Annotated in this window: 13 protein-coding genes; 5 read left to right on the top strand and 8 right to left on the bottom strand. The window is 71.3% G+C overall.

Annotated features, from left to right (window positions below):
• The 6 genes from ASD62_RS20710 to ASD62_RS10725 all read right to left on the bottom strand — a co-directional run.
• Nucleotides 1–467, bottom strand: a 467-nt coding sequence (locus tag ASD62_RS20710) for an ATP-binding cassette domain-containing protein (protein ID WP_235530681.1), incomplete at its 3' end; no start/stop codon positions are given.
• 13 nt (nucleotides 468–480) lie between these two features.
• A complete protein-coding gene (locus tag ASD62_RS10745; protein WP_056915955.1) occupies nucleotides 481–1,392 on the bottom strand; it encodes an ABC transporter permease subunit in 912 nt (303 codons plus the stop codon).
• On the bottom strand, nucleotides 1,385–2,320 hold the full coding sequence (locus ASD62_RS10740; protein WP_056915954.1) for an ABC transporter ATP-binding protein: 936 nt from the start codon (nucleotides 2,318–2,320) through the stop codon (nucleotides 1,385–1,387). Before ASD62_RS10740 ends, ASD62_RS10745 begins: the two co-directional genes overlap by 8 nt.
• A gap of 149 nt (nucleotides 2,321–2,469) precedes the next feature.
• Nucleotides 2,470–4,164, bottom strand: a complete 1,695-nt coding sequence (locus tag ASD62_RS10735) for an MDR family MFS transporter (RefSeq protein ID WP_056915953.1) — start codon at nucleotides 4,162–4,164, stop codon at nucleotides 2,470–2,472.
• A gap of 1 nt (nucleotide 4,165) precedes the next feature.
• Complete coding sequence (locus ASD62_RS10730; protein WP_056915952.1) at nucleotides 4,166–4,702, bottom strand: MarR family winged helix-turn-helix transcriptional regulator; 537 nt, start codon at nucleotides 4,700–4,702, stop codon at nucleotides 4,166–4,168.
• Between the two features lie 142 nt (nucleotides 4,703–4,844).
• Nucleotides 4,845–5,699: a maleylpyruvate isomerase family mycothiol-dependent enzyme gene (locus tag ASD62_RS10725; protein ID WP_056915951.1), complete on the bottom strand. Its 855-nt coding sequence runs from the start codon at nucleotides 5,697–5,699 to the stop codon at nucleotides 4,845–4,847.
• Nucleotides 5,700–5,725: 26 nt separating this feature from the next.
• Here ASD62_RS10725 and ASD62_RS10720 point away from each other — a divergent pair, with 26 nt between their 5' ends.
• From ASD62_RS10720 to ASD62_RS10710, 3 genes are read left to right on the top strand one after another with little or no spacing between them, the layout of a single operon-like run.
• Nucleotides 5,726–7,765 carry a cytochrome c oxidase assembly protein gene (locus ASD62_RS10720; protein ID WP_056915950.1) on the top strand — a complete coding sequence of 680 codons (2,040 nt, stop codon included), beginning with the start codon at nucleotides 5,726–5,728 and terminating at the stop codon, nucleotides 7,763–7,765.
• Between the two features lie 7 nt (nucleotides 7,766–7,772).
• Nucleotides 7,773–8,573, top strand: a complete 801-nt coding sequence (locus ASD62_RS10715) for a carbon-nitrogen family hydrolase (protein WP_056915949.1) — start codon at nucleotides 7,773–7,775, stop codon at nucleotides 8,571–8,573.
• The gene (locus ASD62_RS10710; RefSeq protein ID WP_056915948.1) at nucleotides 8,570–10,429 is read left to right on the top strand and encodes an NHL domain-containing thioredoxin family protein; all 1,860 of its coding nucleotides are present in this window, start codon (nucleotides 8,570–8,572) and stop codon (nucleotides 10,427–10,429) included. Before ASD62_RS10715 ends, ASD62_RS10710 begins: the two co-directional genes overlap by 4 nt.
• Before the next feature lie 33 nt (nucleotides 10,430–10,462).
• On the opposite strand, the gene ASD62_RS10705 is transcribed toward ASD62_RS10710, so the two are convergent.
• Entirely contained in the window at nucleotides 10,463–11,788 is a 1,326-nt protein-coding gene (locus ASD62_RS10705; protein ID WP_056915947.1) for an HNH endonuclease signature motif containing protein, read from the bottom strand.
• 129 nt (nucleotides 11,789–11,917) lie between these two features.
• On the opposite strand from ASD62_RS10705, the gene ASD62_RS20105 reads away from it, so the two are divergent.
• Together ASD62_RS20105 and ASD62_RS10700 are read left to right on the top strand one after the other, a co-directional pair.
• On the top strand, nucleotides 11,918–12,091 hold the full coding sequence (locus ASD62_RS20105; protein WP_157581435.1) for a hypothetical protein: 174 nt from the start codon (nucleotides 11,918–11,920) through the stop codon (nucleotides 12,089–12,091).
• Nucleotides 12,092–12,219: 128 nt separating this feature from the next.
• Nucleotides 12,220–12,483, top strand: a complete 264-nt coding sequence (locus ASD62_RS10700; protein WP_056915946.1) for a DUF6458 family protein — start codon at nucleotides 12,220–12,222, stop codon at nucleotides 12,481–12,483.
• Between the two features lie 299 nt (nucleotides 12,484–12,782).
• Here ASD62_RS10700 and ASD62_RS10695 read toward each other — a convergent pair whose 3' ends face one another.
• Entirely contained in the window at nucleotides 12,783–14,660 is a 1,878-nt protein-coding gene (locus ASD62_RS10695; RefSeq protein ID WP_056915945.1) for an acyl-CoA dehydrogenase, read from the bottom strand.
• Nucleotides 14,661–14,675 lie beyond the last annotated feature (15 nt).

Genomic DNA, 14,675 nt, shown 5'->3' with positions numbered 1-14,675 from the left:
TCGTCGAGCAGGACCACCGACGGGTCGTGGACGAGCGCGGAGGCGAGTTTCACGCGCTGGCGCATCCCCTTGGAGTAGGTGCCGATCCGACGGGCTGCGGGCTCGGTCATCTCGACCACGGCCAGGGCCCGCTCGGCGGCGGCACCGGGGTCGGCCAGCCCGTGCAGCTCCGCGTTCGCGACGACGAACTGTCGGCCGGTGAGGTAGCCGAAGCTGAGCTCCCGCTCGGGCACGAGCCCGATGGTGCGGTAGGCGTCCGTGTGCCGCCAGATCTGCTCGCCGTCGAGGGTGACGGTGCCTGCCGACGGTGCGAGGAAGCCCGACATGAGGGCGATGAGGGTGGTCTTGCCGGCTCCGTTGGGCCCGAGCAGACCGGTGACCCCGGGCCGCACCGTCATCGAGATGCCGTTGACGGCGACGACGTTGCCGTACCAGCGCGAGGCCTTATCGATGGTGACGATGCTCATCGGACGCCCCCGCTCATGCCGTCGCAACCTTCCGGTAGCGCCAGACCAGGCCGCCGACGCACGCCGCCGACAGGGCGACCAGGACCACCAAGTAGGCGGCCTGCATCGCGGTCCCGGTCGGGGGTGTGGGCCCGTCGGTGTCGGTCCAGGTCGACATCAGCCCGCGGTACAGCGAGTACGGCGAGAAGAGTCCGGCGACCTCGCCCACGCGTGGATGGCCTTCCTCACCGGAGATCCCCTGGATCGCGGTCACGATGCCGTTGCCGATGAGCAGCAGGGCGATGGTGGCGACGACGGCGAACCCGCGCCGGGTCGACCAGGAGGCGACCAGGCCGGCGACCCCGGTGAGCGACAGGGCGAGCAGGACGGCGAGGGCCACCGCGACCGCGGCGTCACCGGTCTGCGTGCCGAAGTCGAGCTCACCGAGCAGCGCCACGGCATACAGGAGCAGGATCGGGAGCAGCAGGAACACCAGGGTGGCCCCGAGCAGCGAGGCCCATCGGGCCAAGGCGTAGGTCCGGGAGGGGAGCGGGCGGGCGAGGTACAACGAGATGGTGCCGTGGCGCAGGTCGCGGGAGAAGAGCACGGGGGCCTGCGACGCGACGAAGATCCCGAGCAGCACCTGGGTCGTGGAGGCGTACTGCGCGTAGCCGATCGGCAGCTCCTTGAGCCCCACGAACACCATCACGCCGCCGATCACGAGGGCGGGCATGAGGTTGATGCCCAGCAGGATGAAGGGCAGCACCTTCGACTTGCCGGAGCGGCCCAGGCCGAAGGCGTTGCGGAAGCCGGTGACGACCAGGGCCCGGGCGATGGCGGCGGGCCCGAGGCGGGGCCCGGTGTAGGGCCGGTACCCGAGGTCGTGGATGACGCTGGCGCCCGCCGGCGTCGCGGCCGTCGGGTCGGTCGAGGGCTGCTCAGCCACGGAGCACCCCGCCGTCGGCGAAGACGTCCTCGATCCGGCGGTGGTCGACCTGCAGCCGGACCAGTCCCAGGCCGAGGTCGCCGGCCGTGTCGCGGATGAGGTCGTGCACGTCGGTCTCCGCGGACGTCCGCGCGGCCGCGTCGACCGTGAGCATCCGGCCCCGCGGGACGGTGGCCACACCCGCACGGTTCAGGGCGTCGGCCATCCGGGCCTGCGCGTCCTCGCCGAGGACCTCGACGAGCAGGACTCCGGTGGCGTCGAGGAACTCGTCGGTCCGGGAGGCGCGCAGGAGCCGGCCACCGTCGAGCACGACGACGTGGTCGCTCACGCGCTCGAGCTCGCCGAGCAGGTGCGAGGTCACGATCACCGCGATCCCGAAGTCGCGCCCGATCCGCTGGACCAGCCCCAGCATCTCCTCGCGTGCGGCCGGGTCGAGCCCGTTGGTCGGCTCGTCCAGCAGCACCAGCCGCGGGTCGTGGGCCAGGGCCTGGGCGAGCTTGGCCTTCTGCTTCATGCCGGTCGAGTAGCCACCCATCGGCCGGTACCGCTCCTCGGCGAGCCCCACGTGGCGCAGCACCTCGGCGGCCCGCTCGCGGGCGGCCACCCGGGGCAGGCCCGACATCATCGCAAGGTGGACCACGAAGTCGCTCGCGCTCACGTCGGGTGGCAGGCAGTCGTGCTCCGGCAGGTACCCGACCAGTCCACGGATCGCCGGCCCCTCGGTGGCGATGTCGTGCCCCAGGACCCGGGCGCCGCCCCCGGTCGGGGGGACGAGGCCGAGCAGGATCTTGAGCAGGGTGGACTTGCCGGCCCCGTTGGCCCCGACCAGGCCGGTGGTGCCGGCGCCGATCTCGAGGTCGAGCGAGTCCAGCGCGAGGACCGGACCGTAGTCCTTGGTCAGTCCCCGGGTCCGCACGACGGTGTCCACACGGGTCACAGTAACCACGAACCCCGGGGGGGCCGATGGGCTCACCCGGGGTTCAGGGGACGTTTCGGGGTCAGGTCAGGGTGGACCCCCACGGTCGGGCTATGGCGCGGGGTGTGGCGCTGGCTCGCCCCGCGCCACACCCCACCCGGTCAGTGACCGACGGCAGGCGGAGCGGCTGCAGCGGCCGCTTCGTCGGCCCTGTCCTCCGCGCCGCGCTCGGAGTACGCCGAACCGCCCCGCAGCTCGACGTGCGGCAGGAACAGCATCACGAGGAACCCGATGACCATGACCGAGCCACCGACGAGGAACACGGTGTCCATCGCCTGGGAGAAGCCCTCGAGGAACGGCTTGGCCAGGCGTGGGTCGAGCTGGTTGAGGAACGACGAGTCCTTCAGCACGCCACCGGCGGCCCCGCCGCCACCGGCCTGCTGAGAGGCGGCCATCGACTTGGCGAACTCGGCGTTCGCCGGGTCGGCGAGCGCGGCCTTGAACTCCGACGTGCCCTGCGCCTTCTGCAGTGCCGTGGCGATCTTGTCGGGGACCGTCGAGAACAGGATGGACAGGAACACCGCGGTGCCGAGCGTTCCACCGATCTGGCGGGTGAAGGTGGCCGAGGACGTCGCGACACCGATGAGGCGTGGCGACACGGCGTTCTGCACGGCGAGGGTCAGCGGCTGGAAGTTGAACCCGAGCCCGAGCCCGAAGAAGACCATGACGATCATCGTCTGCCACAGCGGGGTGTCCGCCTTGACGAAGTGGAAGACGAACAGGGCCACGGCGAGCAGGGCGGAGCCGACGATCGGGAACAGGCGGTACTTGCCCGTGCGGCTGATGATCTGGCCCGAGAGGATCGAGCCGAACATGATGCCCAGGGTGAGTGGCAGGAGCAGCAGCCCGGCCTTGGTCGGCGACGCGCCCTTGACGATCTGCAGGTAGAGCGGGAGCGACGCGAGGCCACCGAACATCGCCATGCCGATGAGGACGGAAGCCGCGGAGGCCACGCCGACGGTGCGGTTCTGGAACAACGTGAGCGGCAGCAGCGCCTCGTCCTTCATGGCGCGCTCGACGAGCAGGAAGGCGATCACGCCCACCCCGCCGATGACGTAGCAGGCGATCGAGCGACCCGAGCCCCAGCCCCAGTCGCGGCCCTGCTCGGCGACGAGCAGCAGCGGCACCAGGCCCAGGGTCAGGGTGGCGGCGCCCCACCAGTCGATCCGGTGGTCCAGGCGCGTGTGGTGCAGGTGCAGGGTGCGCGAGACGACGAGGAGGGCGGCGATGCCGATCGGGACGTTCACGAGGAAGACCCAGCGCCAGCCGTCGATGCCGAGCAGCGAGCTCTGGCCGGCGAAGAAGCCGCCGATGACCGGGCCGAGGACGCTCGAGGTGCCGAACACCGCGAGGAAGTAGCCCTGGTACTTGGCGCGCTCACGCGGCGGGACGATGTCGCCGATGATCGCGAGGGCCAGCGAGAAGAGACCACCGGCGCCGAGGCCCTGGACCGCGCGGTAGAACGCGAGCTGGAGCATCGACTGCGACAGGGTGCACAGCACCGAGCCGACGATGAAGATCGTGATCGCGGTCGAGAAGAACTTCTTGCGACCGTAGATGTCCGAGAGCTTGCCGTAGAGCGGGGTGACGATCGTCGAGGTGATGAGGTAGGCGGTGGTCGCCCAGGCCTGCTGGTCCAGACCTTTGAGGTCGTCGGCGATCGTCCGGATCGCGGTGGCGACGATCGTCTGGTCGAGGGCGGCGAGGAACATCCCCATCATCAGGCCGATCAGGATCGTGACGATCTGTCGGTGGGTCAGGGGGCCATCGGGCCGCGCGGGGGCGGTGGCTGCCATGTCAGTTCTCCGTGGTGCTGGTGTCGCCGGTGTCGGCGACAGGGGTGGGATGGGGTGCGCGGCGGCGCAGGAGGCTCTCCCGGTTGGTCTCCAGGGCGGAGCCGAAACGTTCGAGGTGGGCGGCGAAGTCACTCGCCTGGTCGGGGGTCCAGTCGTCCATCAGCTCGCGGAACCACTCGTTGCGCTGCCGCTGGATGTCCTTGAGCAGGGCGACCCCCTCGTCGCTGAGGCGGACCACCTGCACCCGGCCGTCCTCCGGGTCGCTGACCTTGTCGAGCAGCCCGTGGCCGACGAGGGTGCTCACCTGGCGGCTCACGGTGGAGACGTCCGAGTGGATGGCCTCGGCGAGGGCCGACACCCGGCGGGGTTCGGCGAGGAGGTTGAACAGGAGCGGGTACGCCGTGGCGTCGACTGCCGGGTGGAGCCGTGGGGCGTGCAGCTTCATGGACTGGAGGAGCTTCATGAGGCGGACGAGGCCCAGGCTCACCCGGTCCGCGGTCTCCCGGTCGAGGTGGTGCGAGGGGTCGTGCTCAGGCATGGGGTGACCTAGGGGACGGAAGGTTGCTTGCGGCATACAAGTATCACGAGATAGTTGTGCGGCACAATCAGTTGTCTGCTTCTGAGCACGACGGTGCTCCGGGAACCAGCCGTTCGGACGAGCAGGAGGGGTCGCGCGCGCCTCAGGGGACCAGGACGAGGTGCTCCAGGACGCGGTGCGCGACGGCTTCGTCCCCGACCACGCTGAAGTGGATGTCGTCGAGCCCGCCCCGGCCTGCGGCCCGGCGGGTGAGGCAGTCGGTCGAGAGCGTGATGGTCGTGAACACGTCCTCCGGGTCGCCGTCGTGGGCGATCCCCGAGAAGAGCGGTATGCCGCGCGCCTTGCCCTCGTCGCCGGGCTCCACCCAGACGCCGGCGCGCCCCATCACGGGCCCGGTGGAGTCGATGATGACGACGTTGCCGGGTTCGATCCCGGCCTCCTTGGCGACCAGCCGCGGCAGGGCGGCGAACAGCAGGTCCATGAACACCGCGGCCCCGCCGGAGTCGAGGTTGCCGGGGCGGCCGAGGGCATGGCGCAGGTCCTGCTCGTGGGTCCAGATGTCGAGGATCCGGCGCCGGAGCGTCTCGCCGACGGGCGCGGGGCCCCATGGACCGCGGACGACGGTCTCGAGGGTGACCTCGGGTGCGGAGAACTCTGCCACCCGTCGGGCCGCGACGGTCTCGAGCTCGTCGACGATCTTCTGGCCGACCATCGGGCGGCGCAGCTCGACCGACTTCTCGATGAACTGCCCTGCGTCGTTCCTGATGTGGCCGTAGGCGGGCACGTCCACCCGGGGCACCTCACCGGTGTGCAGCCAGGACTCCAGGCCCACGACGTGCGAGATCTGGTCCTTGACGGTCCAGCCCGGGCAGGCGGTCTCCTTGGCGAAGTCGGCCTCGGTGCAGGACCGACCCAGGTCGACGATGGCCTGGGTGGTCGCCTGGTAGGCCGAGACGAGTCCGGCCAGGTCTTCGGGTGCTGCCGGATGCAGGGGCATGCCCCCACCCTACTTAGGCTGGGGGCATGACCTCACCTGCCGCGGTGTCCGTGAGACCGCAGGCGGCCACCCCCGCGCGGCTGCCGGGCGTCGCCCTGGTCGTCGCCGTGCTGCTCGCGCTGCCCCTCGCCGCGGCAGTCGGCCAGGCCGCCGTCGCCCCCGTCGTGGGCGACCCGGGCGGGGTCGTCCGCTGGGGCGTCCTCTACGCCCGCGTGCTGCACGACGTCGCCGCCGCGGTCACCGTCGGCCTGCTCGTGCTCGCCGCCTTCCTGGTCCCGGAGACCACCCGGACGCGACGCCGGATCACCGCGACCCGCCTGGCCGGCGTCGCCGCCGGCGTCTGGGCCGTGGCCGGGGCGGTCGGCGCCGTGTTCGGCATGGCCACCCTCATCGGGATCCCGGTGAGCGACCCGGGCTTCGCCCAGCAGTTCACGACGTTCGCGTGGCAGCTCCTGCCGATCCGGGAGGTGCTCCTCACGAGCGGCCTCGCGGCCCTGGTGTGCATCGGCGCCCTCGTGGCCACCACCAGGGCGGGCATGGCGTGGCTGGCGACGATCGCCGTGGTCGCCCTGCTGCCCCTGGCTCTCGCCGGGCACGCGGCCGGCGCCACCGACCACGGCACGGCCGTCAACGCCCTCGCCGTCCACCTCGTCGCCGTCACCGTCTGGGTCGGCGGCCTGCTCGCGCTCGCCGTGCTGCGGCCGCTGCTGGCCGGCTCCGACCTCGCCGCCACCGCGCAGCGCTTCTCCGTCCTCGCCGGCTGGTGCTTCGCGGCGGTGGCCGCCTCGGGCGTCCAGAGCGCGTTCCTGCGAGTCGGCACGTGGTCCGACCTCGGCACCCGCTACGGCGCGCTCGTCATCGTCAAGACCCTGGCCCTGGTCCTGCTCGGCGTCGCCGGGTACCTGCACCGCCGCAGCCTCCTGTCCCGCCTGCGGGGTGCCTCGCCCGGCACGGCGTTCGCCCGCCTCGTCGTCGCCGAGCTCGTGGTCATGGGGATCGCCATGGGCACCGCGGTCGCCATGGCCCGCAGCGCACCGCCCGTCTCCGAGGCGCCGGTCGCCGACGCGACCCCTGCCTACAACCTCACCGGGTACCCCGAGCCGGTTCCGCTCACCGGTTCGAGCTGGTTCACGACGTGGACCACCGACTGGTTCTGGCTCGCCGTGGCCCTGGTCGCCGTCGGCCTCTACGTCGCCGGGGTCGTCCGCCTGCGCCGCCGCGGCGACGCCTGGCCGGTCCACCGCACCATCGTGTGGGTGCTCGGCTGGGCGGTCCTGCTGTATGCCGTGTGCGGCGCCCCCGGCGTGTACGGCCGGGTGCTCTTCTCGATGCACATGGTCATGCACATGGTCGTCGCGATGCTCGTGCCGCTGTTCCTCGTCCCGGCCGCGCCGATCCTGCTGGCGCTGCGCACCCTGCCGTCGCGCCCCGACAAGACGTGGGGCCCGCGGGAGGTGGTGCTCCAGGTCGTGCACTCCCGCGTCTTCCGGGCGATCGCCAACCCCGTCGTGGCCGCGGCGCTGTTCTTCTTCAGCCTGGCGATCTTCTACTACTCGCCGTTGTTCGAGCTGGCGCTGCGCACCCACACCGGGCACATGCTGATGATGTTCCACTTCCTGCTCAGCGGGTACCTGTTCGTCTGGGTGCTGGTCGGCATCGACCCCGGCCCGAAGAAGTGGTCGCCCCTCATGCTGCTCGTCATCCTCTTCGCCACGATGAGCTTCCACGCGTTCTTCGGGGTCGTCATGACGGGGAGCACGACCATCCTCGCGCCCGACTTCTTCGAGGTCGTCAAGCTGCCGTGGATGACCGACCCCCTGCAGGACCAGAAGGAGGCCGGGGCCGTGGCGTGGGGGATCGGCGAGGCGCCGACCCTCGCCCTGACCCTCATGGTCGCCGTGGCCTGGGTCCGTTCCGACCGCGACGAGACCCGTCGGAAGGACCGCCAGGCGGACCGTGACGGGGATGCCGAGCTCGCGGCATACAACGCCCACCTGGCGGAGCTGCGACGCCGCGAGGAGCGGCAACGTCGCCGGGAGCAGGGCGACCAGGGCGACGGGAGATGATGGGCCGATGAGAGTCGCGGTGCTGCAGGTCGCCTACGGCGACGACGAACCCATGGACGACCGCGTCGAGCGGGTCGCGGCCCTGGTCCGCGAGCAGCAGGGCCACGACCTCGTGGTCCTGCCCGAGCTCTGGGCCCCGGGTGGCTTCTCCTACCGCGAGTGGGCCGGACGGGCCCAGCCCGTCGACGGCCCGATCGGCACCGCGATGGCCGCGGCGGCCCGCGACGCCGGGGTCATGCTGCACGCCGGGTCCATCGTCGAACGGCCCGGCGACGGCGAGACCGGTCCGGAGGGACGTGGGCTCTGGAACACCTCCTTGGTCTACGCCGCGGACGGCAGCCTCGTCGCGACGTACCGCAAGATCCACCGGTTCGGGTTCGGTGCCGGTGAGCCCAGGCTCATGGACGCCGGTGAGGACGTCGTCCTCGTCGACCTGCCGGGCGGGGCAGGGCGAGCGGGCCTGTCCACCTGCTACGACCTGCGCTTCCCCGAGCTCTACCGACGCCAGCTCGACGCCGGGGCGACCGCCTTCGTGGTCCCTGCCGCCTGGCCGGCCGCCCGCGTGCGGCACTGGACCCTGCTGGCGCATGCCAGAGCGATCGAGGACCAGTGCGTCGTCATCGCCTGCAACACGGCCGGCACCCACGCCGGCACCGAGATGGGTGGCCACTCGCAGGTCATCTCGGCCACGGGCGAGGCGCTCGCCATGGCCGGGACTAGCGAGGAGGTGCTCAGTGTTGAGGTCGACATGGATGCCGTGACGACCTGGCGTGAGCAGTTCCCCGTGCTGCAGGACCGGCGGCTGTGACGCCCCAGCTCGCGTCGCCCCGTGCGGCCACCCGCCTCCGTGCGCCCGAGCTCTCAGGTCGCGGCTGGCTCAACACCGGCGGGGCGGACCTCTCGCTCGCCGAGCTCCGCGGCCGGATCGTCGTCCTCGACTTCTGGACGTTCTGCTGCGTGAACTGCCTGCACGTCCTGGACGAGCTGCGCCCGCTCGAGGAGAAGTACGCCGACTCCCTCGTCCTCATCGGCGTCCACTCACCGAAGTTCGAGCACGAGGCCGACCCCGACGCGCTGGTCGCCGCCGTGGAGCGGTATGCCGTGCACCACCCGGTCCTCGACGACCCCGACCTCGTGACGTGGCAGGCCTACACCGCACGAGCCTGGCCGACCCTGGTCGTCATCGACCCCGAGGGGTACATCGTCGCCTCGATGTCCGGCGAGGGCCACGCCCACGGCCTGGCCGTCCTCGTCGAGGAGCTCATCGCCGAGCACAGCGCCAAGGGCACGCTCCGCCAGGGCGATTCGCCGTATGCCGCGCCCGAACCCGCCGAGACCGCCCTGCGGTTCCCCGGCAAGGTCGCCGGGTTGCCCGACGGCTCCTTCGTCGTCTCCGACACCACGCACCACGAGATCGTCTGGCTCGAGCCCGACCTGGTCACCGAGCGTGGCAGGTTCCGCGGGGCGGAGGTCGGCGACCTCGCCGAGCCGCAGGGCGTCCTCGTCCTGCCGGTGGCCACTGCGGAGCGAGTCGGCTACGACGTCGTGGTCGCCGACTCGGTGAACCACCGGGTCCTCGGCCTGCGCCTGTCCGACGGCACCTGGACCGTGCTGGCCGGCACGGGGGAGCAGCTGCGCGAACGTTCCGGCAGCGGCCCGGCCCTCCGGCAGCCGCTCTCGACCCCGTGGGACCTCGCCTGGTTCATCGACCGGGTCGTCATCGCCATGGCTGGCGTCCACCAGCTCTGGGCCCTGCACCTGGCCACCGACCCGGCCGACAACACGGTCGCCGTCCTCGGCGGGACCTCGGCCGAGGGGGTGCGTGACGGCGCTGCGGACGAGGCGTGGTTCGCCCAGCCCTCGGGCCTCGCGGTCTCGGCTGACGGCACCCGCCTCTGGGTCGCCGACTCCGAGACCTCGGCCCTGCGTTCGCTCGACGTGACCGACGAGGGGTTCGTCGTGACGACCCACGTCGGGAAGGGGCTCTTCGACTTCGGTCACCGCGACGGCGCCGCCGACCAGGCGCTCTTCCAGCACCCCCTGGGGGTCACCGTGCTGCCGGACGGGTCGGTCGCCGTCTCCGACACGTACAACGGGGCCATCCGACGGTTCGACCCGGTCGCGGGAGAGGTGAGCACGCTCGCCAGCGGCCTGCGCGAGCCCTCCGACGCCCTTGTCGAGAGCAGCGACTCGGGGACGAGCCTGCTCGTGGTGGAGTCGGCTGCCCACCAGCTCGTGCGGATCCCGTTGCCGGACAAGGCGACCCGCGTGGACGGCCTCGCCCGCCAGACGCAGCGGCCCCGGACCAGCATCGCGGCGGGCGAGGTGCGCCTCGAGGTCACCTTCACCCCGCCCACCGGCCAGAAGCTCGACCATCGTTGGGGCGACCCGACGCGACTGGTCGTGTCGGCCACCCCGGAGCACCTGCTGCGCTCCGGGGGCGGCAGCGCCCAGGGCCTCACCAGGGTGCTCGACCTCGACCCCTCGGTCGGCGACGGCGTCCTGCACGTCTCCGTGCAGGCAGCCTCGTGCGACGGCGACCCGGTCACCGGTGAGGTGCCCGAGCACGCCGCCTGCCACCTCTACCAGCAGGACTGGGGCATCCCCGTCGTGCTCGTCGCCGACGCCCCCGCCGAGCTCACCCTCGACCTGCGCGGCGTCTGACGAGACGTCTCCCGTCACGTCGGACGACTTCCCTCACCTCCGGAGGGCGAACGTGACGGTCTTCCTCCCCTGGACGTCGGTGACGACGTGGTGCGAGTAGCGCCCGTCGTGGGCTCGGCGGTGGTGGTGCCCGCACAAGGGCACCGCCATGGCGAGATCGGTGCGGCCGCCGCGTGACCACGGGTCCTCGTGGTGCAGCTCGGACCACGCATAGGGCCGATCACATCCGTGCGCCGCACACGAGTCGTACCTCGTGGCGAGGGCCGTGCGCTGCGCCTCGGTGAAGAACCGCTCCTGCCGCCCCAGGTCGAGCCGCACCGATCGTCCGCCCAGGACGGCCGGCAGGATCCCGGCGTTGCATGCCAGGCGTCGCACCTCTCCGGCCGAGAGGTCCTGACCGGTGTCGAGGTGGGCAGCCCCCACGGCGGCCTCGAGGCGGTCGTGGTCGATGGTCACCACGACGGTCGCCGCCACCTTGCCGGACAACGAGTCGGTGGGCAGGTGCTCGAGCAGCTCGACGAAGGCCTTGCCGTAGCGGTGGGCCCAGTCGCCGTCCGCCGTCCGGAAGGCGTCCCACGTGGCCACCTCGACCTCGGCTCGCGTGCCGGCGCCAGCCGCCTTCGCCACCGTGGCTGCCCTCTGGGCGAACCGGCGCGGTGAGGCGATCTGCTGGACGGTCTTGGCCAGGATCGCCGCAGCCAACGACGGCAGGGTGAAGTGCCCGGTCGTCGTCCCGTCGCCGTTGTGGTGCCAGGTCAGTCGCGACTTCGCGAGGGCGGCCTCCTCCTCGGCACGGAGCACGTGGTCCTCGTGCGCGTCGACCTCGGCCCGGGAACGCTCTGTCGCCGACAGGATCCGCCGCCCCTCCTTGCGCAGGGTGGCCGGGTCGACGAGACGGGCGCGGCGCACCAGGTCGCCCTCGATGGCGGCGCGCTCGTGCAGGCTCAGACCGTCGGGCAGCTGTGCCGTCGCCCTCGCGATGACGTGGGCGTGCTCGGTCGACACGTCCCCGGCCGCCAGCGCCGCACGGGTGGCCGGCAGGTCACTGTCCAGGGCAGCTGCCAACCGCACGTCACGCGCAGCCTGTCCCCCATCCCTGCGGGTGCTGAGGGCCAACCAGGCAGAGGTACCCGTCAGCCCGGACCCCGAGGCGATCTCCGAGCGGTCTGCCTCGGCGACCAGGGACAGGCGCACGGACTGCAGCCGCGCGATGAGCCGATCGACCTCTCCGAGGCTGAGCGCGGCTGCGGCCCCACCTCGGACGTCACCGGTGTCGAGGCGGTCCAGCAGTCCGTCGATGCGGCGCAGCGTCTCGACCGTCCCGAGCGGGGCGGTGCGGACGGTGGCGATCGCGGCCATGCGACCAGTGTATTCGAACACCTGTTCGAACTCAAGGGGGTTGGTTCAGCACGTTTCGCACCGTTCACCGTGGCCGCGGCCTAGTCTCGAGTCCTCGGCCCTGTCGGGGCCACGGAGAGGTGGGGAACCATGCTCAAGCTGATCCTGCTCCTGCTCATCGTCATCGCGGTCCTGGCGTTCCTGCTCAACCGGCGCGGTGCGACTTTCGAGAAGAAGGGCGACAACCCCTACCAGGGCCGCTCGGCCGAGGAGCACCGCATCACCGGCAACGGCCCGACCGGCGGCATGGGCCCGGGGGCCTGAGCGCCCCACCTTCGCCGGGCGTCATGCTTTCGGCTGTCCCTGCGCGCCATTCCTGCAGGTCAGGCGCGCCGGGTCTACGCTCGCACCCACTGGGTGCAGCCTGCGCCCGCGACCTTCCAGGAGTGAACATGTACATCGGACTGGGCATCTTCCTCATCGTCGTCGGCGCCGTCCTGACGTTCGCCCTCAACGCTTCGGTGTCCGGGATCGACCTCGCCACGGTGGGGTGGATCTGCATGGCTGCCGGAGTGCTCGCCATCCTGCTGTCCCTCGTCGTGACGCGTCGGGCCACGACCGGAGGCGGCTACTCGGCCCGTCGGGTCAGCCACACCGACCCGGCCACGGGCACCCGCGTCGACGAGGTCGACGTCGACCGCGACCGCGGCATCTGAGCACGACGATGCACCACTGAGGGCGGGTCGCTCGTGAGCGGCCCGCCCTCAGTCATGTGCGGATCCGTGTCAGGCCCGGGGGTGACCAATCCGTTCACGGGGGTGGGTCCGAAGAGCATGCAGAGGTCGTGGTTCCGTCGCGCACGGGGGTGCCGAGGGGGTGCGACCGCAGGGGCGTCGAAGGGCTGGATCCGCAGGGGGATGCCAGCCCTTCGCACGCGCCGGGAGCGGACGGCATACCCGTCCGCTCCCGGTGGCCACCCCCTGGTGGCCCAGCGCCGGTCGCGGGGCCGTGTGGGTCAGAAGGCCGACTCGGGCACGTCCATGAGGGCGTTGTCGGTGGCCTCGGCGATCGCGCGCTCGGCGGCGATCTTCGGCAGGATCGTGCGGGCGAAGAACGACGCGGCGGCGACCTTGCCCTGGTAGAAGTCACGGTCCTTCACGGACGCGGTGCCGGACTCGAGGGCCTGGTGCGCGACCTCGGCCTGGCGCAGGAGCAGCCAGCCGATGACGAGGTCGCCGGCGGCGAGCAGCAGCCGGGAGGTGTTCTGGCCGACCTTGTAGAGGTTGGTGACGTCTCCACCGTCCTGGCGCGGGTCGGACTTCATCAGCTCGCCGACCATGAACCCGAGGATCCCCTGGACGTCCTCGAGCCCCTTGCCGAGCAGCTCTCGCTCGCGGTCCAGGGTGCCGCCGGTGCTCCCGAGGTCCTTGGCGAACTCCTGGATCTGCATCGCGAGGTAGGACAGGGCCTGCGCCTTGTCCTTGATGATCTTGCGGAAGAAGAAGTCGAGGCCCTGGATCGCCGTCGTGCCCTCGTAGAGCGTGTCGATCTTGGCGTCGCGGATGTACTGCTCGATCGGGTAGTCCTGCAGGAACCCCGAACCGCCGAGCGTCTGGAGCGACTCGGTGCCGAGGAGGACCCAGGCGCGCTCGGACCCGACGCCCTTGACGATCGGCAGCAGCAGGTCGTTGACGCGGCGGGCCGTGTCGGCCGGCGAGTCGGGGGCGATCTCCTCCGAGCCGCTCTCGAGGAACGCCTGGTCGACGATGTCCTGCTGGGTCGCCGTGTACACGACGAGCGCGCGCAGGCCCTCGGCGTACGCCTTCTGCGTCATGAGGGAACGGCGCACGTCGGGGTGGTGCGTGATCGTGACGCGAGGCGCGGACTTGTCGGCCTGCTGCGTGAGGTCGGCACCCTGGACGCGCTGCTTCGCGTAGTCGAGGGCGTTGAGGTAGGCCGTCGACAGGGTCGAGATCGCCTTGGTGCCGACCATCATGCGGGCGTGCTCGATGACACGGAACATCTGGGCGATGCCGTCGTGGATGTCACCGGTGAGGGTGCCGACCGCCGGCTCCTTCTCGCCGAAGGTGACCTCGCAGGTGGTGGAGACCTTGAGGCCCATCTTGTGCTCGAGGTTGGTGACGTAGGCGCCGTTGCGCTCGCCCAGCTCCCCGGTCTCGAGGTCCACGTGGAACTTCGGGACGATGAACAGGCTCAGGCCCTTGGTGCCGGGTCCGGCGCCCTCGGGACGGGCGAGCACGAAGTGGATGACGTTCTCGACCATGTCGGACTCGGCCGAGGTGATGAACCGCTTGACGCCGGTGACGTTCCACGTGCCGTCACCGTTGTCGGTGGCCTTGGTGCGACCGGCGCCCACGTCGGAACCGGCATCGGGCTCGGTGAGCACCATGGTGCAGTGCCACCCCTTCTCGACGATCCACCGGGCGAGCTTCTTCTGCTCGTCGTTGCCGAGGATGTGCAGGAGCTTGGCGAAGGAGTAGGACGCGGCGAACATTGCGATCGCGGGGTTCGCGCCGAGCACCATCTCGTTCATGGCCCACTTGAGCGACGGCGGGACGACCGTGCCGTCGAGCTCGCCCGGGACGTCGACGGCCCAGAAGCCGGAGTCCGTGTAGGCGGCGTACGACTTCTTGAAGCTCTCGGGCATCGTCACCGAGAAGGTCTTCGGGTCGTAGACCGGGGGGTTGCGGTCGGCGTCGGTGAAGGACGCGGCGAGCTCGTTCTCGGACAGCCGCGAGACCTCCTTGAGCATCTCGCGGGCGGTGTCCTCGTCCACCTCGGCGTAGGGGCCGTGGCCCAGGACGTCCTGGCGGCCGAAGACCTCGAAGAGGTTGAACTCCAGGTCTCGCAGGTTGCTCTTGTAGTGGCCCATCGCGGGCACCTCCGC

It is taken from the genome of Phycicoccus sp. Root563, assembly GCF_001427915.1.
GTDB lineage: Bacteria > Actinomycetota > Actinomycetes > Actinomycetales > Dermatophilaceae > Pedococcus.
Note: the sequence above shows the minus strand (reverse complement) of the source record. Positions and strands in the feature narration are given on the sequence as shown.